Source organism: Bradyrhizobium sp. I71 (assembly GCF_022354745.1).
In the GTDB taxonomy this organism is placed as follows: domain Bacteria; phylum Pseudomonadota; class Alphaproteobacteria; order Rhizobiales; family Xanthobacteraceae; genus Bradyrhizobium; species Bradyrhizobium liaoningense.
This window is the reverse complement of record NZ_CP059398.1, coordinates 7,439,103-7,465,764: the sequence shown is the minus strand read 5'-3', so window position 1 is coordinate 7,465,764 and position 26,662 is coordinate 7,439,103. Positions and strand designations below refer to the sequence as shown.

The 26,662-nt window shown below is 65.0% G+C and carries 18 protein-coding genes and 2 tRNA genes; 2 read left to right on the top strand and 18 right to left on the bottom strand.

The window, feature by feature from the left end:
• Positions 1 to 227 precede the first annotated feature (227 nt).
• From FJV43_RS35495 to FJV43_RS35455, 9 genes are all read right to left on the bottom strand, one after another.
• Positions 228 to 1,613: a TolC family outer membrane protein gene (locus tag FJV43_RS35495; protein WP_239623540.1), complete on the bottom strand. Its 1,386-nt coding sequence runs from the start codon at positions 1,611 to 1,613 to the stop codon at positions 228 to 230.
• Positions 1,614 to 1,816: 203 nt separating this feature from the next.
• Positions 1,817 to 2,479, bottom strand: a complete 663-nt coding sequence (locus tag FJV43_RS35490) for a protein-L-isoaspartate O-methyltransferase (protein ID WP_239623539.1) — start codon at positions 2,477 to 2,479, stop codon at positions 1,817 to 1,819.
• Between the two features lie 139 nt (positions 2,480 to 2,618).
• Positions 2,619 to 2,798, bottom strand: a complete 180-nt coding sequence (locus FJV43_RS35485) for a hypothetical protein (protein WP_028176399.1) — start codon at positions 2,796 to 2,798, stop codon at positions 2,619 to 2,621.
• Between the two features lie 210 nt (positions 2,799 to 3,008).
• Positions 3,009 to 3,083 (bottom strand) — tRNA-Asn (locus FJV43_RS35480).
• 271 nt (positions 3,084 to 3,354) lie between these two features.
• Positions 3,355 to 3,738 (bottom strand): RidA family protein, encoded by a 384-nt coding sequence (locus FJV43_RS35475; protein WP_061881558.1) that lies wholly within the window; start codon positions 3,736 to 3,738, stop codon positions 3,355 to 3,357.
• Between the two features lie 13 nt (positions 3,739 to 3,751).
• Positions 3,752 to 6,082: an acetamidase/formamidase family protein gene (locus tag FJV43_RS35470; RefSeq protein ID WP_239623538.1), complete on the bottom strand. Its 2,331-nt coding sequence runs from the start codon at positions 6,080 to 6,082 to the stop codon at positions 3,752 to 3,754.
• 160 nt (positions 6,083 to 6,242) lie between these two features.
• Complete coding sequence (locus FJV43_RS35465) at positions 6,243 to 7,484, bottom strand: acetamidase/formamidase family protein (protein ID WP_239623537.1); 1,242 nt, start codon at positions 7,482 to 7,484, stop codon at positions 6,243 to 6,245.
• Between the two features lie 43 nt (positions 7,485 to 7,527).
• Entirely contained in the window at positions 7,528 to 9,150 is a 1,623-nt protein-coding gene (locus FJV43_RS35460) for an amino acid ABC transporter permease/ATP-binding protein (RefSeq protein WP_239623536.1), read from the bottom strand.
• A complete protein-coding gene (locus FJV43_RS35455; protein WP_239623535.1) occupies positions 9,150 to 10,070 on the bottom strand; it encodes an ABC transporter substrate-binding protein in 921 nt (306 codons plus the stop codon). Before FJV43_RS35455 ends, FJV43_RS35460 begins: the two co-directional genes overlap by 1 nt.
• Before the next feature lie 839 nt (positions 10,071 to 10,909).
• On the opposite strand from FJV43_RS35455, the gene FJV43_RS35450 reads away from it, so the two are divergent.
• Positions 10,910 to 11,104 carry a hypothetical protein gene (locus FJV43_RS35450; RefSeq protein ID WP_239623534.1) on the top strand — a complete coding sequence of 65 codons (195 nt, stop codon included), beginning with the start codon at positions 10,910 to 10,912 and terminating at the stop codon, positions 11,102 to 11,104.
• A gap of 78 nt (positions 11,105 to 11,182) precedes the next feature.
• Here FJV43_RS35450 and FJV43_RS35445 read toward each other — a convergent pair whose 3' ends face one another.
• The 8 genes from FJV43_RS35445 to FJV43_RS35410 form a co-directional block, all read right to left on the bottom strand.
• Positions 11,183 to 11,329: a hypothetical protein gene (locus FJV43_RS35445; RefSeq protein ID WP_239623533.1), complete on the bottom strand. Its 147-nt coding sequence runs from the start codon at positions 11,327 to 11,329 to the stop codon at positions 11,183 to 11,185.
• 241 nt (positions 11,330 to 11,570) lie between these two features.
• Positions 11,571 to 11,993, bottom strand: a complete 423-nt coding sequence (locus FJV43_RS35440) for a hypothetical protein (RefSeq protein WP_239623532.1) — start codon at positions 11,991 to 11,993, stop codon at positions 11,571 to 11,573.
• 476 nt (positions 11,994 to 12,469) lie between these two features.
• Positions 12,470 to 12,543, bottom strand: a tRNA-Cys gene (locus FJV43_RS35435).
• 94 nt (positions 12,544 to 12,637) lie between these two features.
• Positions 12,638 to 13,372, bottom strand: coding sequence for a tRNA-uridine aminocarboxypropyltransferase (locus FJV43_RS35430; protein ID WP_239623531.1), 735 nt, complete (start codon positions 13,370 to 13,372; stop codon positions 12,638 to 12,640).
• 36 nt (positions 13,373 to 13,408) lie between these two features.
• Positions 13,409 to 16,513, bottom strand: a complete 3,105-nt coding sequence (locus FJV43_RS35425; RefSeq protein WP_239623530.1) for an efflux RND transporter permease subunit — start codon at positions 16,511 to 16,513, stop codon at positions 13,409 to 13,411.
• Positions 16,513 to 19,662, bottom strand: a complete 3,150-nt coding sequence (locus FJV43_RS35420) for an efflux RND transporter permease subunit (RefSeq protein WP_239623529.1) — start codon at positions 19,660 to 19,662, stop codon at positions 16,513 to 16,515. Before FJV43_RS35420 ends, FJV43_RS35425 begins: the two co-directional genes overlap by 1 nt.
• A gap of 36 nt (positions 19,663 to 19,698) precedes the next feature.
• A complete protein-coding gene (locus FJV43_RS35415) occupies positions 19,699 to 21,090 on the bottom strand; it encodes an efflux RND transporter periplasmic adaptor subunit (protein WP_239623528.1) in 1,392 nt (463 codons plus the stop codon).
• Entirely contained in the window at positions 21,080 to 22,531 is a 1,452-nt protein-coding gene (locus FJV43_RS35410) for an efflux transporter outer membrane subunit (protein WP_239623527.1), read from the bottom strand. Before FJV43_RS35410 ends, FJV43_RS35415 begins: the two co-directional genes overlap by 11 nt.
• A gap of 758 nt (positions 22,532 to 23,289) precedes the next feature.
• Between FJV43_RS35410 and FJV43_RS35405 the strand changes: the two genes are divergently transcribed.
• Complete coding sequence (locus FJV43_RS35405; protein WP_239623526.1) at positions 23,290 to 24,324, top strand: cysteine synthase A; 1,035 nt, start codon at positions 23,290 to 23,292, stop codon at positions 24,322 to 24,324.
• 61 nt (positions 24,325 to 24,385) lie between these two features.
• On the opposite strand, the gene FJV43_RS35400 is transcribed toward FJV43_RS35405, so the two are convergent.
• Positions 24,386 to 26,629, bottom strand: a complete 2,244-nt coding sequence (locus FJV43_RS35400; RefSeq protein WP_239623525.1) for a tetratricopeptide repeat protein — start codon at positions 26,627 to 26,629, stop codon at positions 24,386 to 24,388.
• Positions 26,630 to 26,662 lie beyond the last annotated feature (33 nt).

Below are 26,662 nucleotides of genomic sequence, written 5' to 3'. Positions count from 1 at the left end.
ATTACGCACACGACATCAACGCGGGGCCGAATCGACCCGCATCATTCTGGCAAGGCTATGTCAGGGATTTTGACGATTGCAAGCAAAGCACCGGTCGACCTCGGCTATCGGCGATGTCGACCGAATCACTACGCATGATCCGGAGAGGTATTCCGAAAAGATCATGCTTGAACAAAAACTAAAGCGCGATGGCGATTCATCCTGATCGCATCGCGCTTTAGGAGGGATCAGCGCCCGTCGGGCGTACGCACGCCGGCCCAGCTGTCGCGTACCTGATGATAGTGAACGCTGGGGTCGTAGGTCGTGGTCCGCAGACCAAGCACCTGCGGCGACAGGCGGCCGATGGTATTGAGGACCCTGTAGGAATTCACAACGCGATCATGCTGTGCGTTCACGAGATTGATGCGGGCGTTGACCAGCGCCTGCTGCGCATTGAGAACGTCGAGCGTGGTGCGCTGCCCGGCCTTTGCCTCCTCGCGCACACCGTTCAGCGCGATTTCGGATGCTGTCACCTGGGCTTGTGCGGACGTCACCTGCGCTTTGGATGCCTGGAGCAGGCCCCAGGCAGATGCGGTGTCAGCGCGAGCCTGGTCACGAGTCTGATCAAGCGTGAGACGCTGCTGGGCCAGCGACTCCTTGGACTGTCGGATCAGGGAATATTCGGAGCCGCCCGCATAGAGCTGCCACGAAGCTTGCGCGACAGCGGAGGCGCTGAACGCCCTGTTTTGAATCAAGGTTTGTTCGTTTGCCTGCTGGGCGGTCGCCTGCAATGTGACCGTCGGCAGCAATGCGCCTTCATTGATCTTCACGTTCATATAAGCGACATCGATGCCGAACATCGCTGCGGTGACTGCCGGGTTCTCGATAAGCGCAAGCTCGACCGCTCTTGCCAACGACGGCGGCAGCAAACGATCCACCGGGGAGCCGGGCGCAAGGTTGACAGGGTCGTTGCCGATCACACGGCGATAGGTCGCGCGCGTCGCCGTCAGCGTGGCCTCGGACTGCTGCTCCAGCGTTCGCCCTGCAGCCAATTGCGCTTCCGATTGCGCCACGTCAGTGCGAGTGACTTCGCCGACGTTGAAGCGGTCGCGCGTCTGCTTCAACGTCTGCTCGAGGACGCGGACGTTGCTCTTGTTGACATCGACCGTCGCCGAATCGCGCAGATAATCCATGTACGTCTGCGCCGCCAAGAACAGAACACTTTGCTCGAGATTGCGCAGCCCCTCGCGCGCGCCGGAGACCTGATGCTCTGCGCCCCGAACCCGGTTGGCGGTTTGGTTGCCGTTGTACAGAGACTGCTGAATGGTAAGGGCGGAGCTGCGGGGGACGGTGGTCCCGTTGATTGGTCCAGTGCCCGGCGCGCTCAATATGTCCTGATATTGATAGCCGGCGCTCGCAGTCAGCGAAACTCTCGGGCGATATCCGGACAGTGCCTGAGGCACGTTTTCGTCGGTCACACGCACCTGGGCGCGCTGCGCGTTGAGCTGCGGATTGTCCTGATAGGCACGCACAAGCGCGCCTTCCATCGTCTCCGCCAAGGCAGGCATCGGCCCGGCAAGCGCCAGCAGCAGGACCGAAACCGCAGCTCCGGTGAAGAGCTTCACCCCATGCATCCCTTAAATTCCGTTCATCTAACGCCCACCCCGTGCCCACGAGCTGGGTTTACCGTCTACGAGGAGTCATCGCCCCGCCGCAACATAGGACGGAGGCAAGCGCGACGGAACTACCCGAAGGTGGTTCTCAGCGGAAACTCTTCACGTGCAGCATCCCTGCCACACTTCTGATTCGGAACGGGATTTTGGCGGGCTTTGGCCCGTCAGAACACGAAGGCGGCGGCCCGTTCCAGCCCGGGAAGGACCGGGGCTGCGGCATCGAACAGGGCCCGATGGCCGAATTCACCGTGGGTACGGGTCACGATCATGGCGCGCGGCGGCCTGGATTCGGCCGACACCCCCACCAGGCGCCCCCCCTCCTTGAGCTGCCCGAGCAGGGCTTCCGGCATAACCTCGGCCGCTCCGTTGAGGACGATGACGTCATAGGGAGCGGCAGAAGGTTCCCCTTCGGGGCACGCCGCCGCCCGGCAGGTGACATTGGCAAGCCCCAGGGCGGCGAAGGCGTCCTTGGCTTTCGTGGCCAAGGCCGAATCGCACTCGGTCGCAACAACCTGCCGCGCAAGCTTGGCGGTCAGCGCGGCGAGGTACCCCGTGGCGCAGCCGACGACCAGAACGCAGTCATCCTCGCCGATCTCAGCGGCCTGAAGCAGCTTGCCGGTGAGCGCCGGCTTGATCAGGAACCGCTTGGCGCCGCCTTCGCTCACGTCGAGGTCGAGATCGAGATAGGCCAGCGCCTGCCGGGCGGCAGGCACGAAGGCCTCGCGCGGAACCGTGAGCATGGCATCGAGAACACGACGATCGGTGACGTCATTGGTGCGCACCTGGCCATCGACCATTTTCTGGCGCGCGGTCGAGAAACCGGACATTTGCGGACCCTGCAATGCGGACGATGCCGCGGAACAAATTCGCGGCATCTTTGGAGCATGCTCGGTCAAAACGCAACATGGCCGTTGGCCCCGAGAGACCAAGGCTTCCGCAGCTGCCCAATCGGAGGGTCGACCAGTCCTACTCGATCGCCACAGCGAGGCGGCCGATCAGAGCTGCGACCTCGTCCAGCCGCGCCGAATCCGGCGTCTCGACCGCACGCGCCAGACGGGCGATGCATTCGTCGTCGCTGAGTTCGGGAACGTCGGCCGGCAGAATCGAGGGGGCCATGAGAGAACGGTCGGCCTGGATGTCTGGCATGGAATGAGCTCCGTAAATGTCCGGCGGGTCGATGCTCGATTGGAATTGAGTCGATTTGGCGCCGCCCGCATGGCGCGCCCGCGCCCGCGCACACATCCGTTCAAGCGTGATTCCACGCTGGATTGCGAAGACCGTGCTCCAAAGTCAGGCGAAGAAGATCACGCGCCGCATGAGGATGCGGACATAAATTACTGAGTTGTCAGCAAAATTTGGCTCCCCGGGCTGGATTCGAACCAGCGACCATCCGATTAACAGTCGGATGCTCTACCGCTGAGCTACCGAGGAAAAGGCGAACCGTTCGTTCGCGCGCGGCTGCGTATAACAAAGCCGCTAGCGCTTGCAAAGGACGAATTCGTCATCATCCGCAACGCACCTTGAGGAAGGTCTGGAACGGCCCCTCCTTCAGGGACTTTCCGAGGATGGGTTCTGGATGCTTGCGCTACGCTCGCAACGACGGAGCTCGAAGCAACGCCTCTCTCCAGCGACGCAAATCTCTGTTGCAGACACGCGCGCGCTTCCTCGCGGCTTGTCTCGCCCGAGCTTTGCTGAATCTTGATCACGGCCGCCGGCACACCAGATCGATCTCGATCAGCGCGTCGTAGGCAAGCCCGGTCACGCCGACGCAGGTGCGCGCCGGCAGGCGATCCGGCGCGAAGAACGTGCGGTAGGTCTCGTTCATCGCGGCATAGTCCTCCTTGAAGCGGGTCAGATACACGCGCGTCATCACGACATGCTCGAGGCCGAGATCGAGGCCGGCGAGCACCACTTTCAGGTTCTCCATCACGGCGCGGGTCTGCGCGACGATGCCTTCGGGCAGCACGCCCGGCGCCTGCGGCGTGTCCGGCATCTGGCCCGTGACGAAGACGAAGCCATCGGTTTCTACCGCATGGCTGAAAGGCGCGACCGGCTTCGGTCCGCCGCTGATCATGTGGAATTTCACTTGAGTGTCCTTGTTAAGATGCGTCCTGAAACAGGCGCTTGCTGAGGATTGCGTGCACGCCCCAATTGCCGTCGACCACCTGCGTCACGCCGAAATCGACGGCGGCCGACATCAGCGCGATCGCCTCGTCCTCGCTGAGGCCTTTGACGTTCATCAGGAAGCGCCGCATCTTGCGGAACGCGTCCTTCATGGCGAGGTCGAGCGAGGACTTGGCGTAGACCTCGCTCTGCCCTTGCGCGCCGAACTCCGCGAGATAGTTCGGGTGGCTGAAGCCGGTCAGCACCCAATCGGTCTCGGTCTCGATCAGGGGGTAAGAGAGATCGGCGAAGGGCTGGCCGGCGAGATCGGCCTTCTTGTGCAGGATCACCTCGAAGGTGCCAGTCATCGAGCACTCGATTGCGGTGCCGCTGAGCTCGCCGTCGCCCTGCGCGGCATGGGGATCGCCGACCGACAGCAGTGCCCCGGGAACAGAGACCGGAAGATACACGGCCGCCCCCTTCCCCAGCCGCCAATTGTCGAGATTGCCGCCGAAATAGGACGGCGGCACGGAATCGACGAAATCGACCTCGCGCGGCGCCACAGCGATCACGCCGAAATGCGGACGCAGGGGGATCTTGATGCCGTCGAGTACGGCATGGCGGCGCTTGATCGTGGCGGATGCGACGGGAACGCCGGGGTAATCGTAGGTGGTGTGCACGACGCCAAACGGATCGGTCTGCGGCTCCCAGCGGTAGGAATAGAGCGCCCGGGCGTGCGGCACCTCGGCGTCGTCGAAGATCTCGTAGATGGTGACCGCTTCGCGCGGCTTGGGACCGCCGAGAAACTCGTTGTAGTGATAGCCCCACCACGCCGCGACCGAGGAGCCGAACACGCGGCCCGCATGGTTCGGATTGCGGCTCGCCCGCGGCACGATGTCCAGGATGCGCACCTCCAGCACATCACCTGGCTGGGCGTCCTTCACAGCGACGGGTCCGGTGCAGATGTGCACGCCGAACCCCTCGCCGGCACCGCGGCCGAACACGCTGGCATCCATGGGCCCTGCGCCGCGGCGGTCGACGTTCTTCCTGTCCCGTGTCCAGCCGAACACGCTTTCGGCAGCGGCATCGCCGGCGATCATCAGCTCGGGATCGTCGGAGGCGTGCTGCGTCAGCGTCTCGACGGTGATGGTGTCGCCCGAGGCGATCTCGATCTGCGGCGGCAGCGAGCGGCTGAAATAGCCCCAATGGACGCGGCTGGCCTCGACCGGCAGATGGTGATGACGGCGTTCGGCGGTCGTGCGCGCCTCGGCGCCGGCGCAGGCGACGCTGCTGCGCGTCTCCACGCTCTGATGGACGCGAAGCTGCGCCAGTGCCTCCTGCGGCCAGCCGCGCTGGCCGGCGACGCCGTGCTGGGCAGTCGCGCGCTCCGCCTCCTGCTGGCGAAACTCGCGCGGCGGCAGGCCGAAGCGATGTCGGAAGGCGCGGCTGAAATGCGCGGAGTCGCCAAAACCGTAGGCGTAGGCGATCTCCGAGATCGAGCGATGCGCCTCGGTTGGGTTGGATAGGTCGGCCCAGGCGCGCTGGAGGCGGCGCTCGCGAACGTAGTGGGTGAAATTGTCCCCGACCGTCTCGAACAGCTTTTGCAGGTAACGTTCGGAAATTCCCTCGGCCTGCGCGACACGCGCCGGCACCAGATCGGGATCGTCGAGGCGACGCTCGATGGTCTGGCAGATCCGGTGCAGCAGCGCGGCCTGCGTCGCGCTCGATCCAGCATCGGAGGCCGAGGACGCCAGCTGATGCACCAGCGTCAGCAGCAGATCGACGAAGGATTGCGCGACCGAATTCCATTCGGGATCGCTCAGGGTGTCGAGCGTCCGTGCAGTGGCATCGAGCAGCCGGGAGAAGACGTCGGCAAAGCCGCTCGGTGGAACGACGCGGGGCCCGCCGAGCCGCGGCTTGCCCGAGAGGCGGCCGTGCAGCGCCTCCGATGTCACCGACAGCACGATGGCGCGCATGTCGCGCTGGAACACGATGCTCCAATCGCCGCTGCGCGGCAGCAGCACGAGATGACCGACGGGAACGATACGATGGCTGCCGGCGCTCCTCAGCACCATGCCGTCCTCGACCGGCATCAGCGCGATGGGAAGGTCATCGCTTGCTCGTGAGAGCGGAACGACGCTCTGCGCGCCCGCAGCCATGCGCGTCAGCGCGACACCGGCGGCATGCCGGTGCGATGCGGTCGCGTGTCCGTCCAATACGCTGTGGCCACCCGCCGGCTGCAGGCCGACCGCGGCCAGCACGTCCCGCCAGGCTTCTGGGCGGTCGTCTTGCGCGTAGGACTCGCTCGTGAACGGGCGGAAGCTCATCGGATCGACCCAGATTGCAGTCGATCGAAGCAACCTCCGTGCCAGACGCACGCGGTCATCCGTCGCAGCGACGGGCCGAAGACGAGGTTCGTCGGTCACCATCCGATCCTGAAAAACGGGCTGCTCTTCAGAGCGTTAGAGCAGGACGACGTGGAGAGATTCAGTCGCACCGGAAGATGTTCTTGCGGATCGTGCCGTGGACGCCCCAATTGGCGTCGACGACCTGGGTGACGCCGAAATCGGCCCCGACCGACATCAGCGAGATCGCCTCGTCCTCGCTGAGACGATGCGCGGTCATCAGGAAGCGGCGGAGCTTTCTGAACGCATCGCGCATCGCACGGTCGAGACTCGAGTGATTGGCAATCTCGGTTTGTGCATCGGCGCCGAGCGTGGCGAGATAGTTCGGATAGGTGAAACCGTAGAACGACCAGGCGTGGTCGGTCTCCAGCATCGGGTGGTCGAGGCCTTCGAGGCTGGTGCCGGCAAGGTCGGCCTTCTTGTGCAGGATGAACTCGAAGTCGCCGGTCAGCGAGGTCTCGATCGCGGTGCCGCCGAGCTCGCTGTCGCCCTGCGCGGCGTGAGGATCGCCGACCGAGAAATAAGCGCCGGGGACGGCAACCGGATAGAACATCCGCGCGCCCTTGCCGATGCGCCAGTCGTCGATGTTGCCGCCGGTGTAGCTCGGCGGAATCGAGCTGACGAAGTCGGCCTCCGACGGTGCGAGGCCCATCGTGCCGAAATGCAGTCGCGCCGGCACCTTCACACTGGAGAGGATGTTCTCGCGCTTCCTGATGGTGGCGTGGTCGACGCGGACGCCGGGATAGTCGATGGTCGGATGCACGATGCCGTCAGGATCGGTCTGCGGCGTCCAGACGTAATTGTAGACCGCCTTCGCATAGGGCTCGCCGGAGGTGTCCAGCTCGAAGATGGTGACGACCTCGCGCGGCTTCGGCTCCTCGATCAGGTCGTGATAGTGAAAGCCCCAATTGGCTGCGACGTTGGAGCCGAAGCAGCGGCCGGCATGGCAGGCGCTGCAGCTCGGCCGTGGCCGCACGTCGAGGATGCGCACCTCCAGAATGTCGCCGGGCTCGGCGCCTTCGATTGCGACCGGTCCGGTGAGCAAATGCACGCCGATCCCCTCGCCTGCGCCGCGAATGAACGGACCCTCCGTCGGGCCGGAGCCGCGGCGCGCGACGGCCTTGTGCTCGCGCGTCCACTGGAACACGCTCTCGGCGCCGGGATCGCCCTGGATCATGCGCTCGTAATCGTCATTGGCATGATGGGTCAGTGTTTCGATGGTGGCGCGATCACCTGAGCGCAGCGTCAGGGCCGGCGCGACTGTCTTGGAGAAATAGCCCCAGTGGACGGTTTTCGGCGAAACCGGCAGCGTGACATGCTTCATGAGGTGGCCTCTTCGGGAGTCTTGAACCTTGCGGATGCGCCGCTCATCGCACCGCCTCCGGAGTCTTGTCGGCTTCCATCACGCTGAGGAATCGCGCCGTCAGCGGATTGCGGGGATTGGAGAGCACCTCGTGCGCCGGCCCTTCCTCGATGATCGCACCGCCGCTCAGGAAGGCGACGCGGTCGGCGACCTCGTCAGCGAAGCGGATCTGGTGCGTCGAGATGATCATGGTGAGGCCGTCGTCGATGGCGAGGCGGCGGATCACTTCCAGCACTTCGTTGACCAGCTCCGGATCGAGCGCCGAGGTCGGCTCGTCCAGCAGCAGCACGCTCGGGTTCGGCGCCAGCGCGCGGGCGATGGCGACGCGCTGCTGCTGGCCGCCGGACAGATGCCGCGGCAGCGCGTGGGCGCGATGCGAGAGCCCGACGCGGTCGAGCAGCTCGGCGGCGCGACGGTCGGCATCGATGCGGGTCATGCCGTGAACCCAGCGCAGGGGACCGGCGATGTTCTCCTTCGCCGACAGATGCGCGAACAGATTGAACTGCTGGAACACCATGCCGACGCCGACACTGGCGCGCTCATTGGCGATCGCCCGCGGCGACAACGGCTTGCCGTTCTCGCTGAAGCCGAGGCGCCGGCCGCCGACGCGCACGGTGCCGGCGTCCCAGTTTTCGAGATGGTTGATGCAGCGAAGAAGCGTGCTCTTGCCGGAGCCGCTGGGCCCGAGCAGCGCGACCACTTCGCCGACGCGCACCGTGAGGTCGAGACCGGCGAGCACCTTCTGGGGGCCGTAGCTCTTGGTGAGGTCCTTCACCTCGACCGCGATATTGTTGCGCGCAATCGTCGCGGCGCGGCGGGCGCGCTCCTCGCGCGTCAGGGCCAGCGGCGGGGTGGCGGCCAGCTCTGCTGGTGCGGGCTCGGGATCGGCGACGGTCGCATCGGCGAGTTCGAGCTTGGTGACCAGATCGACACGGCGCCAGGGCAGATAATCGGCGAGCTTGCGCTCGCGGCGGGTGGTGCGGTCGAGATCGAGCAGCCATTCGACGAAGAGCTGGATCGCGCTGATGGTTGCGGTCAGCACGAGATAGAGCAGACCCGAGGCGAAGAAGATCGAGAAGAAGTCGAAGGTCGAGGACGCCAACTGCGTCGAGCGCAAGGTCAGCTCCTGCACCGCGACGACGGAGGCGAGCGAGGAATTCTTCAGCGCGCTCACCGCCTCGTTGCCGAAGGCCGGGATCGTGGTGCGGATGGCCTGCGGCGCGATGATCCTGCGCATCAGCACTGACGGCGTCATGCCCAGCGCCTGCCCCGCCGTCAGCTGCCCGCGGTCGACGCCGAGCACGCCGGCACGCAGCATCTCCGCGATGAACGGCGCCTCGTTGCAGGCGAGCGCGAGGCCGGCGGCCAGCACCGCCGGCAGCTTGATGCCGATATGCGGCAGCGCGTCGTAGGCGAACACCATCTGAAGGATCAGCGGCGTGCCGCGGAAGATCACGGTATAGGCCCTGGCGATCGCCGCCAGGGGCCAGAAGCGGGATAGCTGCATGCCGGCGAGGATCAATCCGAGGATCAATCCGCCGCCGAGCCCGAGGGCAGTCACCTCGAGGGTGAGCTCGATGCCCGCGAGCAGATACGGCATGCTCAGATAGTGGAGGAACAGCGACATCAGTCGGCCGTGAGAATTTCCGGCTCCATGAAGTTGTTCACATCGAGCCCATGCTTCTTCAGAAGCTCCATGTGCGTGCCGGCCTTCTGCACCTCGATCAGCGCGGCGAGCACGGCGTCGCGGAATTTCGGCTTGTTCTTGGGCACGGCGATGCCGACGGAATACGGGATCGTCACCGCGATCGCCTTCTCCAGCTTGTCCGGATAGGCTTTTACGGCGCTGTCGACGGTGTTGACGTCGTTGATGTAGGTGTCGGCGCGGCCGGCGAGGATCGCCTGAATGCAGTTGGCGTTGTTGTCGTAGAGCTGGATGGTCGGTTCGGGCTTGCCGGCCTTCTTGCACTCCGGGATCAGCGCCTGGATCAGGGGCACCTCGACATAGCCGGTGTTTTCGGCGGCAGCGGCGCCGCACAGCGACATGTTGATGCCGTTGATGCCCTTCGGATTGCCCTTGGCGACCAGCACGCCGTCGAACACCTTCGAGTAGGTGATGAAGTCGGCGGCCTTGGCGCGCTCCTTGGTGGCGTAGATGTCGGAGATCACGATATCGGCTTGTCCGGCGGCGAGCGTGGTCAGGAGTGCCGCGAACGTCACCGGCTTGTAGGTCAGCTTGAAGCCGAGACATTCGCCGATGGCTTCGCCGAGATCGATGTCGAAGCCGATATACTTGCTGGGATCCTTGGGATCGATCGTCTCATAGCCCGGCGTGTGCGGGTTGATGGCGTTGACGAGCGTCTTGCCCTTCCAGTCCGGGTACTTTTCCTGGAGCGCGGCGCAGGCAGCGGGCGCTGCGGCCTGCGCGCTCAACGGAGCGGCAACGACGAGGCCGAAAGCAATGGCGGCACCGAGCAAGAGCTTGCGCCGTGGCAATGATGCGCGCGCCACTCCCCGCTGCGCCTGGGGCCAAACCGATTTCTCCATCTCGCCAGTTCCTCCGAAATGTCATGGCGCCTGCCATGGTCCAGTGATCGGGGCGGAAGGGTGCGGGAGTGCGCTGCAAAAAGCTTGTCCGCGGACGTACAAAAAATTGGATGGAGTGCGCCCGGCGTTTGGGCAGACGGCTGCACAAAAACTGTTCGCATGCCACGAAGCGGTGCGGGGCGGGATTTTCGAATTCGGGAGAACCAAATAATCCCGGCTGCCGCAGCGATATGCCCGATCAGAGAATCATTTGGTGAGATGATTTGACAGAGATGTAACATTTTCCGATGGAGATGCGCCCCCGGACAGAAGCATCTACGGTCGGCATCCGCAGCAAATCCACCGGCCCTACACAGCCTGTCCGCAGCATATCCACAGGCTCACTATGCCGGATTCGTGAGCCCGTGCGAGGTACTTGCTGCGCACAAACCCACAGGCCGCACAACTCAGCCGCCAGCCTGATCGTGCCGCGCGACAGGCCTCGTTGAGGCTGGACCGGTTGCGGCGCAAGCAGGCCGTGATGGCGCGGACGTCGGGGATCTCGCCGGCGCAGAGGCGGTAAACAGGGGTGCATGCCCCTCGCTGCTCCGTTCCGCGCTGGCCTCCCGGCCTGCGCCGGGCGACTTTGGTGCGAAGAGCCAGGAGAAATAAGCCAGTGGGAATGTGATCTCTTTCACACCAACGAGGCCGTGGCGGCACGTAGGATTCGCGCGGGACTTTTTCAGGAATCGCTAACCAATCGGGTCCCGATCGCCGGATCGTTAAAATGCGAGCGATCGGGTCAATCCGAAAACAAGCCGGCTTTGCGACATTGCCTCATCCGCGTTCCGGAGGGTGTGATGAGCGAAGCCGAATTCAACTTGCTGCTGGATGCCGTCAGGGACGTCATGGTCCTTGAAGATCTGGCTCCCGCGCCGGAGGAGGAATTCGTGCCCCGCTCGTGGAGTTTCGACGCGATGCCCAAGGCCGCCAATGACAACGAGGGCGCTTGGCCCCTCCTGCCCTTTCCCGACGGCTGGTACGCGGCCTGCTGAGGGCGCTTTCGCCTGACCGGATGCGGCCCCCTCGCGGGCGCTTTGGCAATATCGAGCCCGGGCCGGGCGCGACCAGGATCAACTCTTGATACGTTCCTCGCCGTCCTGCGGCGCCCGGTCGGGTGCAGCCGGCGGAAAGATGCTGTCATAGATCGCACGCGCCTCACGAATGAGGCGAGCCCGCTCCAGCTCGGATTTCGGAACAAATCGGACGATCTCGCCCACGGTTTCTCCAGCGCTCGATTGATCGGATATTCCACCTCACCGATGCGAACTCTATGCCAGTGGGCCTAAATCGCTGGTTTGCGGGAGGCCCGGACAAACCCGGTGTCAGCCCGCCACCCCGTTTGGAACTGGCGGAAGGTAGAATGCAGCCGCTCAAAGGCGGCCAGACGAAGGCTGGCAATCCGCCAGCGGGCCACGACCAGAATTGAACTGGTGTACACGGTTTTGCAGGCCGCCGACGTCAAACGGATTGCGGCGCGACTGCGATATAAGGAATGCAGGCCACGACAGCGGCAACTTGGACCGCGTTGCTCAGCATGCCGCCCCAGTGTAGCCGTCGCAGCTGGCGTGCGGCGTCAGCTCCGCTCTCACTGAGCCGGGCATCCATCCGCCGCAAGAACCAGCGGCGAGACAAGGCCGCGAATGCGGCTATCAAGCCTATTCCAGCGGTTAGAAGTAGACGGCCAGTCACTGCGAGGGCCATCGTTCCAACGACGCCGGCAATTGCCACAGTCAGGAAATAACCACTGAACATGGAGCGCAATAGCAAGGCAACGGGTGGGATGTCCAATCTCACCAGCAGAAAGGCCGGTGCTGCTAGCAGGAAATAGGCCATCGGAAGCAACAGAATGATGATGGCGAACAAAGCGACGTTGTCTGGCATCCTACGGACTTTCCCGAGTACCGGTTTTCCGGCGGCAGTCGCAAAAAAATCGCGTCGGCCATCAGGTTTGGCCGGATCCAAACTCAAACTTAGCATGAAGGTTGTTCAGGACAAGATGTCTCTGCCCGAGGCAATAGCGGACCAATCGTCCACTTCCTCTAAGCGCCCGGCGATGTGAACGCCTGCCGCCTCCGCAATGTGGGTGGAAATCCACTAGCTCGCGCGTACCGAGCGTGCGTGCGCATCACCTTTTGAAGTAGTAGCCGAACCCGTCATCCGCTTCGACGCCGCCAAGGCTATCGGCGCTGGCATCGGCAGGCGGAGACTCGATAACGGCCCGACGGTGAAAGACCTGCAATTGTCGGGAACTCACACTCGGTACCCCGAGTGTTCCAGCGAGCCCCATCCCTCTGAAGAAGGGTCCCTAGCGGGTCCCCAACGCAGCTCTTGGCCCCCGACTAAGTCATTGATTTAAATGGAGGCCACGTCGGGACTCGAACCCGAGTAAACGGTTTTGCAGACCGGCGCGTAACCACTCCGCCACGTGGCCCCGTAAGGGCGGAGCAATATAGGGGATGAAGCGTTTAGGCAACCGCCTTCGTCCGACCATGGCGGCGACGGGGCTCTTCCGATGTGGATCGAAGTCAGGCGCGTTTGCGACGCCGGAAGTCGCGCTGGCGGCCCTTCGGGGCAGGTTTGGGCGCCAATTCCGGCATCTCGGCCTGGACCTCGCGGTATCGTGTCAACAGCCGCTCAAAACTCGCATGCAGCGTGTCGGCGATGTCCGGACGCCGCTCGAGCCCGGCGAGGATCGTCGCCGCGGCCTCGATGGTCGAGAGCCCGTCGCTGCGCGGCTCGCGGCGCAGACGTCCGTAACGCGAGGGGTGCGCCGGATTGAGGATCACGCGCTGGCACTTGAGCATCCACGGATTGCGCCACCACAGCGCCTTGGCCTGGCTCCAGGTGCCGTCGAGCAGCACCACGCCTTCGAGCTTGCCGAGGATCGCGCGCTGGTTCTCGGCGACCTCACCCTTGCGGTTGAGCGCGACGATCTCGCCTTCGGCCTCGAGATCGGCCGCGCGCGCCGAGCCGAGGTAGAGCACGGCCCAGTGCGAGGCGTTCTCGACCGGCCGCCCCAGCGCCTTGGACAGGCTCGGCCAGGACAGGCCGACCCGCACTGTGGCATCGGCGAAATGCCTGGCAAGCAGCCGCGCGGTGCCGAGCGCCCTGTCCTGCTCCTGCGGATGCTGGAGGATCAAGAGCGACAGCCGGTTTTCGATCGGGGTGACGCTGTCGCAGATGCACAGCGGCATCGGCTTCTGGCAGTGCGGGCATTCGGGAATGGGATCGGCAGCGGCCGTATCAGCTGGGTTCGACATGGGCGCGCTATACGCTTCGCGCGCCGCTTCAACAACCTATTCCGCCGGTGCCGGCAGCGGACGCGGCTCGGAACGGCGCCGCAGGCGGTCGATCAGGAGATAGATCACTGGCGTGGTGTAGAGTGTCAGGATCTGCGAGACGAACAGGCCGCCGATGATGGTGATGCCGAGCGGGCGGCGCAGCTCCGTGCCGGGGCCGGTCGCGACCACGAGCGGAATGCCGGCGAACAGCGCCGCCATGGTCGTCATCAGGATCGGACGGAAGCGCGCCTGGCAGGCCTCGAAGATCGCCTCCGCCGAGGACAGGCCGCGCCGGCGTTCGGCGTCGAGCGCGAAATCCACCATCATGATGCCGTTCTTCTTGACGATGCCGATGAGCAGGATGATGCCGACGAAGGCGATCACCGTCAGCGGCGTGTTGGTGATCTGCAAGGCGAGCAGTGCGCCGAGCCCGGCCGAGGGCAGCGTCGAGATGATCGTGAGCGGATGGGCAAGGCTCTCATAGAGCACCCCCAGCACGATATACATCGCGACCAGCGCGCCGAGGATCAGGAGCGGCTGACGGCCGCTGGTCCTGGCGAAGTCCCCGGCATTGCCGTCGAAGCTGCCGCGAATGCCCTCTGGCATGTGCAATTCCTCGACCGCGCGCTGGATGTTCTGCGTTGCGGCCTGCAGCGGCACGTCCGGCAGCAGGTTGAACGACACTGTGGTCGAAGGGAACGATTGCGAGTGATAGACCGCCAGCGCGGCGAGCCCGCGCGTCGCATGCACCACGGCCGAGAGAGGCACCTGGGCGTCGCCCGCGCCGGCGACATAGATGCGATCGAGGTTGGAGGGATCGACCTGGAATTTCGGGTCGATCTCCAGCACGATCATGTACTGGTTGCGCTGGGTATAGATGATCGAGATCTGCCGCTGCGCGAACGCATTGTTGAGCGCGTTGTCGATGTCCTGAACCCTGACGCCGAGCGCCGAGGCTTTCTGGCGGTCGATGGAAAGCGTGAGCTGAAGCCCGCCAGGATCGCGATCGCTGGAGATGTCGGTGATGCCCTCCACGCTCTCCATGCGTTTGGCCACGATTGGCGCCCATTTCTGCAACAGGCCGAGATCGGTGCTGGAGAGCGTGTACTGGTAATCGGAATCGCTCTGCCGTCCGCCGGCGCGCACGTCCTGGGCGGCGAACATGAAGAGGCGGATGCCGGGGACGGGGTACAGCGCGCGCCTGAGGCGGTCGATCACGACCTGCGTCGAGACGTGGTCGCGCTCTTCCGGCGGCTTCAGGCTGATGAACATGGTGCCGCGGTTCGAGGTCGCCCCGCCCGGCCCGCCTCCGCTGCCGACGGTCGAGCCGATGCCAGCCACGGCCGGATCCTGCATCACGATGTCGGCCAGCCGCTGCTGCAGACCAAGCATCGACTGGAACGAGATGTCGGCCGAGGCGCGCGTCGCGCCGATGATGAAACCGGAATCGTCCGTCGGGAAATAGCCCTTGGGGACCTTGATATAGAGTGTCACCGTGAGCGCGATGGTCGCGAAGAACACCAGCAGCGTCAGGAGCGGAAATTCCAGCACGGTGCGCAAGGTGCGGGCGTAGAAGGCGACGAGGCGCGACAGCGAGCCTTCGACGACGCGGTCGAACAGGGTCGCGGTGCCGGACGTCGTCTGCCGGATGTAATGGGCGCAGATCATCGGCGTGACCGTGAGCGACACCAGCGTCGAGACCAGGATGGCGAAGGTCAGCGTCAGCGAGAACTCGCGCAGCAGCCGGCCGACGATGCCGTCCATGAAGATCAGCGGCGTGAACGCCGCGATCAGCGACAGGCTGATCGAGACCACCGTGAAGCCGATCTGCTTCGCGCCCTCCTGCGCCGCTTGGAACGGCCGCATGCCATGCTCGAGGTTGCGGTACATGTTCTCGATCATGACGATGGCGTCGTCGACCACGAAGCCGACGGAAATCGCCAGCGCCATCAGCGACAGATTGTCGATCGAGAAGCCCGCGACCCACATGCCGGCGCAGGTGCCGGCCAGCGCCAGCGGCACCGAGATGCCAGCCGCGATGGTCGGGGTCAGCCGCCGCAGGAACACGAACACCACGGCCATCACCAGGAACGCGGTCGCCAGCAAGGTCCACTGCATGTCCAGCACGCTGGCGCGGATCGTGCCGGTACGGTCGACCAAAGTGGAGATCTCGACGCCGGCCGGGATCCACTGCTTCAGCGCCGGGATCAGCGCCTTCACACTGTCGACGGTGTCGATGACGTTGGCATCACCCTGCTTGGTGATCTGGATCAGCACCGCCGGCTGCTTGTTGAACCAGGCGATCGAGCGGGCGTTGCGGACGGAATCCTCGATGTCGGCGACGTCCGAGAGCCGCACGAAATTGCCGTTGGAGCTCTTGATGATGATGTCGCGGAACTCTTTCGCAGTGCGCATCTGCCGATTGAGCGCCAGCGTCTCGCTCTGACGCTCGCCCTCGAAAATGCCGACGGGACCGAGCGGGTTGGCGTTGATGATCGCGGTCCGGACGTCGTCGGTGGCGATCCCGGCGTTCGACAGCGCCACGGGGTTGAGCTGCACCCGCACGGCCGGCTGGTCGGCACCGGACACGGTGACGTCACCGACGCCCGGCACCTGCGAGATGCGCTGCGCCAGCACGGTATCGGCGACGTCGTAGATCGCGCTTGCCGACAGCGTCTTCGAGGTCAGCGCCAGCACGAAAACCGGCGCTCCGGCCGTGTTCGCCTTGCGGAAGCGCGGCAGCGTCGGCAGGTCGCTCGGCAGGTCGACCATCGCGGCATTGATCGCCGCCTGCACGTCGCGTGCGGCCTTGTCGATGTTGCGGCCGATGTCGAACTGGAGCTGGATGCTGGTCGTGCCGAGGGTCGAGGTCGAGGTGATCTGGTTGATGCCGGCGATCTCGCCCAACCGCCGCTCCAGTGGCGAAGCCACCGTGGCCGCCATCACGGACGGATCCGCGCCGGGCCGGCTGGCCGAGACGAAGATGGCGGGAAAATCGACGTTCGGGACCGAGGCGACGGGAAGGAAATGGTAGGCGACGACACCCAGCAGGAACAGCCCGATCGACAGCAGCGTGGTCGCAACCGGGCGGCGGATGAAGGGCTCCGAGATCGATGCCATCACTGCATCCCCTCGGTCGCGCCGGCGACCGGCGGCCCGCCGGATTCGGCGGGCGGCAGCGCCTGCTCGAGGCGGCGGTTGATGCGGTCGAGTGCGAGATAGATCACGGGGGTGGTGTAGAGCGTCAGGAGCTGGCTCAGGAGCAGGCCACCGATGATGGAGATGCCGAGCGGGAATCGCAGCTCGGCGCCGGTGCCGCTCTCGATCGCGAGCGGCAGCGCGCCGAACAGCGCCGCCAGCGTCGTCATCATGATGGGACGAAAGCGCAAGAGACACGCCTGCACGATCGCCTCGTTCGGCGACATGCCCTGCCGGCGCTCGGCCTCCAGCGCGAAGTCGATCATCATGATCGCGTTCTTCTTGACGATGCCCATCAGGAGGATGATGCCGATCAGGCCGATCACCGAGAGATCCTGACCGCACAGCATCAGCGCCAGGATCGCGCCGACACCGGCCGAGGGCAACGTCGAGAGGATCGTGATCGGATGGATGTAGCTCTCATAGAGCACGCCCAGCACGATGTAGATGGTGATCACGGCAGCGAGCAGCAGCCAGGGCTGTCCGGCGAGCGCCTTGGCGAATTCGGCGGCATCGCCGGCATAGACGCCGACGATGCTGTTGGGCATGCCGATGCGGGTCTCGATGGTCTTCACGGCCTCGACGGCATCGCCAAGCGCCGCGCCCGGCGCGAGGTTGAAGCTGAGCGACACGGACGGGAATTGCGCCTGGTGCGAGATCGCGAGCGGCGCCGTTGTCCGCTTCAGCGTCGCCACCGCCGACAGCGGCACCTGGGCGTTGGGCGCGCCGACGGTGGTGCTGGCGGCGCCCGGCAGATAGAGCTTTGACAGGATCGAGGGATCGCGCTGGTACATCGGCAGCGCTTCCAGCACCACACGGTACTGGTTGGCCTGCCCGTAAATGGTCGAGATCTGCCGCTGGGCGAAGGCATCGTTGAGCGTGTCGGTGATGGCCTGAAGGCTGACGCCGAGCTGGCCGGCGCGGGTGCGGTCGACATCGAGCTGGGCCCGCAAGCCCCCCTCTTGCGCCTCGGAGGAGACGTCCCGGAACAAGGGATCGCGCCGCATCTCCGCAACCAGCTTGCGCGCCCATTCTGAGACCAGCGTCGCATCGGTGCCGGTCAGCGTGTACTGGTATTGCGAGCGGCTCGACTGGGTCGAGATCTGCACGTCCTGCACCGGCTGGAAATAGACGGTCATGCCGGGGATGCCTGATACCCGCTCTTTCAGCCGGGCCACGACGCCCGTGATGTCGTCACGCCGCTCGCCGCGCGGCTTCAGGCTCATGACGAGCCGGCCGACATTGGTGGTCGGGTTGACCGAGCCCGCGCCGATCACCGAGACCACGCCGACCACGTCGGGGTCGGCCCTGATGGCGTCGGCCGCCTCGGCCTGCCGTCTCTTCATCTCCGCAAACGACACGTCGGGCCCAGCCTCCGTCACCGCCGTGATCGAGGCAGTGTCCTGCAGCGGGAGGAACCCCTTGGGCGCGACAACATAGAGCACGAGGGTTGCGATCAGCGTGGCGAAGGTCACGACCAACGTGGCGCGCTGGCGCTCCAGGACCCACAAAAGCGATCTGTGATAGCCATCGACCGTACGGTCGATGAAGCGGCTGATCGCGGCCAAGCCCGGCACCGCCAGCTCCTCATGGGCGTGCTTGAGCAGGCGCGAGCACATCATCGGCGTCAGCGTCAGCGAAACCACCGCCGACGTCACGACCGCGATCGTCAAGGTCAGTGCGAATTCGCGGAACATGCGCCCGACGAGACCCGACATGAACAGCAGCGGAATGAAGACTGCTATCAGCGACACCGTCAGCGAGATCACGGTGAAGCCGATCTCGCTGGCGCCTTTCAGCGAGGCCTCCATCGCACTGTCGCCGTTCTCCATGTGGCGGACGATATTCTCGATCATGACGATGGCGTCGTCGACGACGAAGCCGGTGCCGATCGTGAGCGCCATCAGCGAGAGATTGTCGAGGCTGAAGCCGGCAAAATACATGATGCCGAAGCTCGTGATCAACGACAGCGGCAGCGCGACGCCGGCAATCAGCGTGGCGCGCAGCGAGCGCAGGAACAGCAGCACCACCAGCGTCACCAGCACGACGGCAAGGATCAACGTAAACTGCACGTCACGCACCGAGGCGCGGATGGTGACGGTGCGGTCCGAGACGATGGTGAGGTTGACGCCGGCCGGGATCGCGCGCTGGACCTTTGGAATCTCGGCGCGGATCTGGCTGACGACGTCGATGACGTTGGCGCCGGGCTGGCGCTGGATGTCGATGATGACCGCCGGCGTGCCCTGGTACCAGCCGCCGGTGCGGTCGTTCTCGAGGCCGTCGACGATCTGGGCGACGTCGCCGATGGTGACGGGCGAGCCGTTGCGATAGGCGATGATGACCGGCCTGTAGGCGTCGGCGGCGGCGATCTGGTCGTTGGCTGCGATGATGTAGGATTGCTGCGCGCCGTCGAGCGAGCCCTTCGGCCCCGAGACATTGGCATTGGCGATCGCAGTGCGCAGATCTTCCATGGCGATGCCGTAGGCCGCAAGGCGCGCGAGATCGGCCTGGATGCGCACTGCCGGCTTCAGCCCGCCGAGGACCGAGACCCGTCCAACGCCCGAGATCTGGCTCAAACGCTGCGCCAGAATGGTGTCGGCGATGTCGCTCATCACGCGCAACGAGATCGTGTCGGAGCGCAGCGCCAGCGTCATCACCGGCGCATCCGCCGGGTTCACCTTGGCGTAGGTCGGCGGATAAGGCAGCGTCTTGGGCAGCACGCCGGCCGCGGCATTGATCGCGGCCTGTACGTCCTGGGTCGCACCGTCGATATCGCGGTTGAGGTCGAACTGGAGCGAGATCTGGCTGACACCGAACGAGCTGGTCGAGTTCATCGCCGACAGTGATGGGATCTGGCCGAGCTGCCGCTCCAGCGGCGCGGTGATCAGCGAGGCGATCACGTCGGGGCTGGCGCCCGGAAGCTGCGTCGTCACCTGCACGGTCGGGAAATCGACCTGAGGCAGCGCCGAGACCGGCAGCGCGAAATAGCCCAGCAGCCCGCCGATCAAGAGCGCAATGCCAAGCAGCGAGGTCGCTATCGGCCGTCGGATGAAGGGTTCGGAGACACCCATGGGATCTGCCTGCCGCTCAGGCGGCTGTTGTCGGGATCATGGCTGCTTCGCTCCACTTCCCGATGCTCCCGGCCCCGGTGCCGGCCCGGTCTGTCCCTTCTGGTCGCCCTCGCTGCTCTTCCGCTTGGCGCGGAATTCGCCCTCCTTGCCTTGGCCGTCCTTCTGGCCTTCTTTGGCACCCTCCTTCTTCTGGGCGTCCGGCCCGCGCGAGCGCTTGCGCGGCGCGAGATCGGCCGACGGGGTCTGGTCGTCGCGGCCCACGATCACCTTGGAGCCATCGGACAGATTGGCAAAGCCCGTGGTGACGACCTTGTCGTTCGGCGAGAGGCCGCTGGCGATGACGGCGTCATGCTCGTTCTGCTGGGTCACCGTCACGGGCTTGGCCGAGACGATGTTGTCCTCGCCGATGACGTAGCTGAAGGTCCCGATCGGACCGCGCTGCACCGCTGAGGTCGGCACCACCAGCGCCTGCATCAAGGTCTCGACCTTGAGGCGGACATTGACGAACTGGCCAGGCCAAAGCTGGTACTGGGCGTTCGGAAATTCCGCCTTGAGCTTGAGCGTGCCGGTGGTCTGGTCGACCTGGTTGTCGATGCCGGTAAGCTTGCCGGTGTCGATCACGGTGATGCCGTCGTTTCCGAACACGTCGACGGCGAGCGTGCCCTTTGCGGCGGCCGCGTTGACGCGCATGATCTGCTGCTGCGGCAGGCTGAACCACACCGCGATCGGCTGCAATTGCGTGATCACCACGAGACCCGTGGTGTCGGAGGCGTGGACGATGTTGCCCTGATCAACCTGGCGCAGGCCGGCCCGGCCCGCGATCGGCGCCACGATCTTGGTGTAGCTCAGCGTCGCGGCCGCGTTGTCGATCGCGGCCTGGTCGGCTTTCACCAGCGCCTCGGTCTGCGCCACCAGCGCGCGCTGGGTGTCGGCCTGCTGCTTGGAGCCGGCATTGGAAGCGGCGAGCTGCTCGTAGCGGGCGAGATCGATGCGCTGATTGGCGAGCTGGGCCTCGTCCTGCGCCTTCTTGGCCACCGCCTGGTCGTACTGCGCCTGATAGATCGCCGGATCGATCTCGCCTAGCACGTCGCCCTTCTTGACGTCCTGGCCCTCCGTGAAGTTGACGGCGATCAGCTTGCCGTCGACCTGCGAGCGCACGGTCACGGTGTTGAGCGCGCGGATCGCCCCAACGCCGTCGAGATAAACCGGCACGTCCTGGATGCGCGGGCTCGCCGCCAGCACGGGCACCGGCAGATCGGGACGCTGGATGCGGTTGTTGGCCTGTTGCTGTTGCGTGACGATCCAGCCGAGGTAGCCAAGGCCGCCCAGGATCGCGAGCGTGATCAGAGTCATGACGAAGCCGCGGCCGCGCGATTTTTTCGCCGTCCCCTTTTCCGCGCCCTGCTTCGTATCCGGCTTAAAGAGCATTGACCGGTTTCTCCATTCGCGGCTCCCAACCGCCGCCGAGCGCCTGGTACAGGCTGACGATGGCGAGAAGCCGTGCGAGTTGCGCCTGCGACAGCACGTCTTCCGCCTGGAACAGGGTCAGTTGGGTGTTGAGCACGGTCACGATGTCGGCAGTGCCGGCGCGCAATTGCTGCTCCGACAGATCGAAGGCGCGGCGCGAGGCGGCCACGACGTCGCGCTGCAATTGCAGCCGGATCGTGGTCTGCTTGATCGAGAACAGCGCATTGTCGACGTCGGCAAAGGCCTGGACGATGGTCTTGCGGTAGGTCTGGAGCAGCTCGTCCTGGCGCGCCTTGGCAAATTCGAAATTGCCGAGGATCCGGCCGCCGTCGAAGATCGGCTGCGTGGCGCTGCCGACGAGCTGGAAGAAGGCCGCGTGCGGCTGGAACAGCGAGACCAGCGCCGAGCTCTGGTAGCCGCCATTGCCGGTGAGCTGGATGGTCGGAAAGAACTGCGCGCGGGCATTGCCGATGTTCGCGGTGGCGGAGGCGAGCTGCGCCTCCTGCCGGCGGATGTCCGGTCGCTGCGTCAGCAGCTCCGACGGCAGGCCGGGCGTGACGCGTGGGATCGCGATCCGGTCCAGCGAGCCGCCGAGCACGCGCACGCTCTCCGGCGGGCGCGAGACCAGCACGGCGAGCGCGTTGACGTTCTGGTCCAGCGTCTGGCGCAGCGGCGGCACCAGGGCTTTCTGGTTCGCAAGCACGCTCTCCTGCTGGGCGACGTCGAGATCGGTGCCGGTGCCGGCCCTCCGGCGTTCCCGGACCGCATCGAGAATGCGCTGCGCGCTCGCGATGTTGCGCTGTGAGGTCCTGATGCGGTCCTGCGAGGCCAGCACCTGGAAATAGGCGTTGGCGACCGCTGCGAGCGTCGTCAGCGCGACCGTGTCGCGATCGAAACGATTGGCGTTTGCGGTCTCCTCCGCCGTCTGCAGCGCGTCGCGGTTCTGGCCCCAGAAGTCGAGCTGATAGCTCGCGCTGAGCGAGGCCGAATAATTGACGACCTCGCGCCCGCCGATGGACAGACCGGAGGCGCTCGAACCCGAGGTGCGCGAATAGGTTTCCGAGCCGGCTGTCGACAGGCTCGGCAGCAGCGCCGCGCCCGCCTGCCGCGCCTGGGCATCGGCCTGGACGATGCGCGAAACGGCAGCGGCGATGTCGAGGTTGACAGTCTGCGCCTCCACCATCAGCTGCGTCAGCTCCGCTGAGCGGAAGCCGCGCCACCAATCCAGTGACGGCGGCACATCCCCTTTCCCGGGATATTTGTATTGCGCGGGAACATCGAGCGCGGGGTCGGGCAGATCCTGCGTCAGCACGCAAGCGCCTGAACCGGCGGAGAGGCTCAGCACCGCAAGCCAGCGCGCCGCACGACACGTCCAGGACGCAGAGCGCAATGATCGCCACATGGCGATCGCCGGAACATGTTGTGTCACATCCACCCCCCGCCGGGCAGATCGAGCCGCCACCCCGCCGCGGGATTAACCGATTCTCGGCAGGACGGTGGGGGGGCTTTCGGCAACTCGTTCACAGGCGATGCTTTCTGCGGAACCTCAAGCTTCATACTAGCCGGGCACGGAACAGGGGGACAGTGTCGCGGTTGCGAGATACCCGTGCCAACGAGCGGGCGCGAAACTGACAGGAATGAAAAAAGTGCCTGTCTCGCAGAGACTTCTCTCACTACGTGACGTCGGGAAACGCGATCAAGCTTACCAAGATTTCATGTGATATTGCTGCCACACCGGCTGCTAAGCTTCAATTCGACTGCACCACGCAGCTTTCGGCCCAGTCGCGCCTTCGAGCCACATCACAAGACCGTCAATTTGCCGAAAGCGATTCCATCCATCGCCCCGACATGTCTTCGGCCTTCCACGCGCTGCCCACGCTCCTCGATTTCGACCCGTCTCGTCCCTGGCAAGAATTGGTCGCAAGACCGCTCACGACGCGCGCTATCGTTTCGTCCCCCGACGGCATTCAGTGATTTCCTCCTACCGGTATCCCGCCTCGCGGCCGAGCGCATCACCGCCGGTCTCGCCGCTCGGAATATCACTGTTTGGGCGGGCGTTTCGGTCCGGTTCGCCGCAGCGCAAAAGCCTTCCCCTTTGGCTTCCCAAGCACTAGGTTCTGGCCAAAGCTGATCAACCCCTTGCCAGTGATTTCCCCCGACATGACCATTCGAAACGACGTTGTCGAAGCCATCGGCAACACTCCGCTGATCAAGCTGAAGCGCGCCTCGGAACTGACCGGATGCACCATTCTCGGCAAGGCCGAGTTCATGAATCCGGGCCAGTCGGTCAAGGACCGCGCCGGCAAATGGATGATCCTGGAGGCCGAGAAGCGCGGCGAGCTCAAGCCCGGGGGTCTCGTGGTGGAAGCGACCGCCGGCAATACCGGCATCGGGCTCGCGGTCGTGGCGAGCGCGCGCGGGTACCGCACCCTGATCGTGATTCCGGAGACGCAGAGCCAGGAAAAGAAGGACTTTCTGAAGCTGTGCGGCGCCGAGCTGATCGAGGTGCCGGCCCTGCCCTATGCCAATCCCAACAATTACCAGCATGTGGGTCGGCGGCTCGCCGACGAGCTGCGCAAGACCGAGCCGAACGGCGTACTGTTTGCCGATCAGTGGAACAACCTCGACAACGCCAAGGCGCATTACGAATCCACCGGCCCCGAGATCTGGGAGCAGACCGGCGGCAAAGTCGACGGCTTCGTCTGCTCGGTCGGCAGCGGCGGCACGCTGGCCGGCGTCAGCCGCTATCTGAAAGAGAAGAGCAAGAACGTCCGGATTGCCTGCGCCGATCCGCACGGCGCCGGCATGTACGAGTATTTCAGGACCGGTGAGGCCAAGGCGACGCCCGGCGGCTCGATTACCGAGGGCATCGGCCTCAACCGCGCCACTGCGATCGTCGAGACAGCCAAGGTCGACGAGACCCATCTCATTCCTGATGCCGAAGCCGTCAGCGCGATCTACGAGCTGCTGCAGCACGAAGGCCTGTGCCTCGGCGGCTCGACCGGCATCAACGTGGTCGGCGCGATCCGCCTTGCCAAGCAGCTCGGGCCCGGCAAGACGATCGTCACCGTGCTGTGCGATTCCGGCAGCCGCTATCTGTCGAAGCTGTTCAACGCGGACTTCATGCGGGCCAAGAACCTGCCGGTGCCGGAGTGGCTGGAGAAGCGCAGCAACATCAAGCCGCCCTTCGTGTGATCGTCGCAGGAAGGCGCACGTCGGCGACGTGCGCCCGCAAGGCGCCCCCGGTTCGGTCCGCTTATGCGACCTCGCCGCCTTTCGGGGCCGCGGCACAATGGTCGCGCCAGAACTGGCGATAACCCGCCTCGACCTTCCGCGTGTAGATCTCGACGTTGCCGGCGGGCGAGGCTGCGATCCGGGCCGGCAGTTCCGCGCGCAGCTTCGCCAGATGGTCGGGCTGCGCGGCATATTTGCACGCGATTGCGGCATAGCCTTCGTCGTCCTCGGCGACCCAGTCACCGAGACCGACGGCCGCGACGATCGAGCCGCCGGCGCGCGACGAGGCGCCGTTGCCGAGCTTGGCGACGACCGGAACACCCGCATAGAGCGACTCCCAGGTGCTGATGCCGCCGTTCTGCGGGAAGGTATCCAGCGAGATATCCACGTTCGCGAAGGCCTGCAGATGCTCGGCGCGCGGGGTCGAACCCATGCAGACGACGTTGTCGTCGACGATACCCTCTGCCACGAACCGCGCGACCAGGCTGTCGCGCAGCAACGGGTCGTCAAGCAGGGTATGCTTGATGATGATCTTCGATCCGGGCACCGCGCGCATCACCCTCGACCACACACCGATGGCCTCGTCCGAGATCTTGTAGATGCGATTGAACACGCCGAAGGTCACATAGCCGTTGCGGAGCATGGGCAGCTCCGACGGAGGCACATCCAGGATGGGATCGATCGTGATCAGGCACGGCAGATCATGGACTTTTTCCGCCAGCAGATGGCGCGCCGATTGCGGAATGAAGATGGGGTCCGCGAGCACGTAGTCCATGGTCTGAAGGCCGGTCCCCGTGGCATGTCCGAAACCTGTGACCTGGATGGGGGCCGGCTTGCGAGCGAAGACAGGAAGCCTGTTGCCCGACGAATGCCCGGATACGTCGATCAGGATGTCGACCTTGTCGGCCTGGATACGATCGGCCAGCTCGTCGTCCGAAAGCTGCCAGGCGTCGACCCAGATGTCCGCATAGGAGTTGAATTCGGCGGTCATCTCATCTCGTCGCGGCGAGCATGAATAGCAGACGATCTCGAACCTGGCGTGATCGTGATGGCGCAGCACCGGCAACAGGGCGAACGCCGCCGAGTGGTACCAGAACTCGGCCGCGACATATCCGACCACGATCCGCTTTTCCGGATCGAGCTCCCGCGCTGCCGGCGTCCTTCGCGGCAGTTTGGCGCCGATCGCGTCCCACCAATATTTGCGCGCGCCCTGCTGGACCGCGAAATCGGCATCGGAGAGAAAGTCCAGGAAGAAAATCTTGCGCGCGATCAGGTCCGCATTGTCCGGCGCGATCGCTAGCGCGGCGTCGAGATGCGCGATGGTGGATGCGATCTCTCCCTGGTTTGCGAAACAGGCGCTCAGCAGGGTCATCGCGATCGCTGAACGCGGATTTTCCGCAAGCAGGATCTTGACGGCCGCAATCGCCTCGGCCGTGTTTCCCAACTGGATGCTGACTTGCGCCTTGCCCTGCAAGGCGACCTCGAGCCTGGGCGAAAGCGCAAGCGCTGCGTCGAAGTCCGCAGCCGCCTGCTCCAGCCGCGACAGCTCGAAATGGAGCCGGCCGCGGTGCGCCAGGGTCTTCGCCGAACCCGGCCGGATCGCGAGCGCCGCTGCGAGCGCGGCTTCCGCCTCGTCGTATTGCTTGAGGTCGATACAGACCACGCCTTTGCCGACGAGCGCTTCCGCGTGACGCGGCTGAAACACCAGAGCACGCTCGAAACTTTGCTTGGCGCGGTCGAACTGGCGCAGCGCCAGCTCTGCCAGGCCGCGATTGCAGAGCGCATCGGCCGAGTCCGGCTTCAGCCTGATCGCGCGATCGTACTGTTCGATGGCCTGCTCTGGGAAATTCAAGTGAAGCAGCGTATTGCCGAGATTGGCCAGCGCGAGCGGAAAATTCGGCTTCAGCGCGATGGCCATTTCGTGGCACCGGCGCGCATCCTCGAAGTTCCTGAGATCGAAATGCACGGCTCCGAGATGGCTATGGGCCTCGTGCGAACGAGGATCCAGCGCGATCGCGCGCTCGAGCAGCCGCTGCGCCTCCTCCAGGCGCCGGCCGTTTTGCGCGCACAGACCGAGCAGGTGCGTGGCGTCGAAATGATCGGGAACAGCTTGCAGGATCTGACGGCAGAGCGCCTCGGTCTCCGCATATCGGCCCTGGCCATAGGCGCTCGCCGCGGCGGCGATGACGGCGTCCGCCTGCTTCTTCAATTTCTTCTGCAATCGCGCGTTCTGGAATGCGCGCGCGCCGGCGCCGCTGCTCTGCAAAGGATTGTCTCCGGAGGATCGCCCGGAAAGAGT

Bases quoted from the DNA above. Each gene is read 5' to 3' on its own strand.
- FJV43_RS35450 (WP_239623534.1), top strand. From the start codon at position 10,910: ATGAGCGAAGCCGAATTCAACTTGCTGCTGGATGCCGTCAGGGACGTC.
- FJV43_RS35430 (WP_239623531.1), bottom strand. From the start codon at position 13,372: ATGTCGAACCCAGCTGATACGGCCGCTGCCGATCCCATTCCCGAATGC.
- FJV43_RS35485 (WP_028176399.1), bottom strand. From the start codon at position 2,798: ATGCCAGACATCCAGGCCGACCGTTCTCTCATGGCCCCCTCGATTCTG.
- FJV43_RS35455 (WP_239623535.1), bottom strand. From the start codon at position 10,070: ATGGAGAAATCGGTTTGGCCCCAGGCGCAGCGGGGAGTGGCGCGCGCA.
- FJV43_RS35495 (WP_239623540.1), bottom strand. From the start codon at position 1,613: ATGCATGGGGTGAAGCTCTTCACCGGAGCTGCGGTTTCGGTCCTGCTG.
- FJV43_RS35420 (WP_239623529.1), bottom strand. From the start codon at position 19,662: ATGGGTGTCTCCGAACCCTTCATCCGACGGCCGATAGCGACCTCGCTG.
- FJV43_RS35440 (WP_239623532.1), bottom strand. From the start codon at position 11,993: ATGCCAGACAACGTCGCTTTGTTCGCCATCATCATTCTGTTGCTTCCG.
- FJV43_RS35460 (WP_239623536.1), bottom strand. From the start codon at position 9,150: ATGTCGCTGTTCCTCCACTATCTGAGCATGCCGTATCTGCTCGCGGGC.
- FJV43_RS35465 (WP_239623537.1), bottom strand. From the start codon at position 7,484: ATGAAGCATGTCACGCTGCCGGTTTCGCCGAAAACCGTCCACTGGGGC.
- FJV43_RS35470 (WP_239623538.1), bottom strand. From the start codon at position 6,082: ATGAGCTTCCGCCCGTTCACGAGCGAGTCCTACGCGCAAGACGACCGC.
- FJV43_RS35490 (WP_239623539.1), bottom strand. From the start codon at position 2,479: ATGTCCGGTTTCTCGACCGCGCGCCAGAAAATGGTCGATGGCCAGGTG.
- FJV43_RS35405 (WP_239623526.1), top strand. From the start codon at position 23,290: ATGACCATTCGAAACGACGTTGTCGAAGCCATCGGCAACACTCCGCTG.
- FJV43_RS35415 (WP_239623528.1), bottom strand. From the start codon at position 21,090: ATGCTCTTTAAGCCGGATACGAAGCAGGGCGCGGAAAAGGGGACGGCG.
- FJV43_RS35410 (WP_239623527.1), bottom strand. From the start codon at position 22,531: ATGTGGCGATCATTGCGCTCTGCGTCCTGGACGTGTCGTGCGGCGCGC.
- FJV43_RS35425 (WP_239623530.1), bottom strand. From the start codon at position 16,513: ATGGCATCGATCTCGGAGCCCTTCATCCGCCGCCCGGTTGCGACCACG.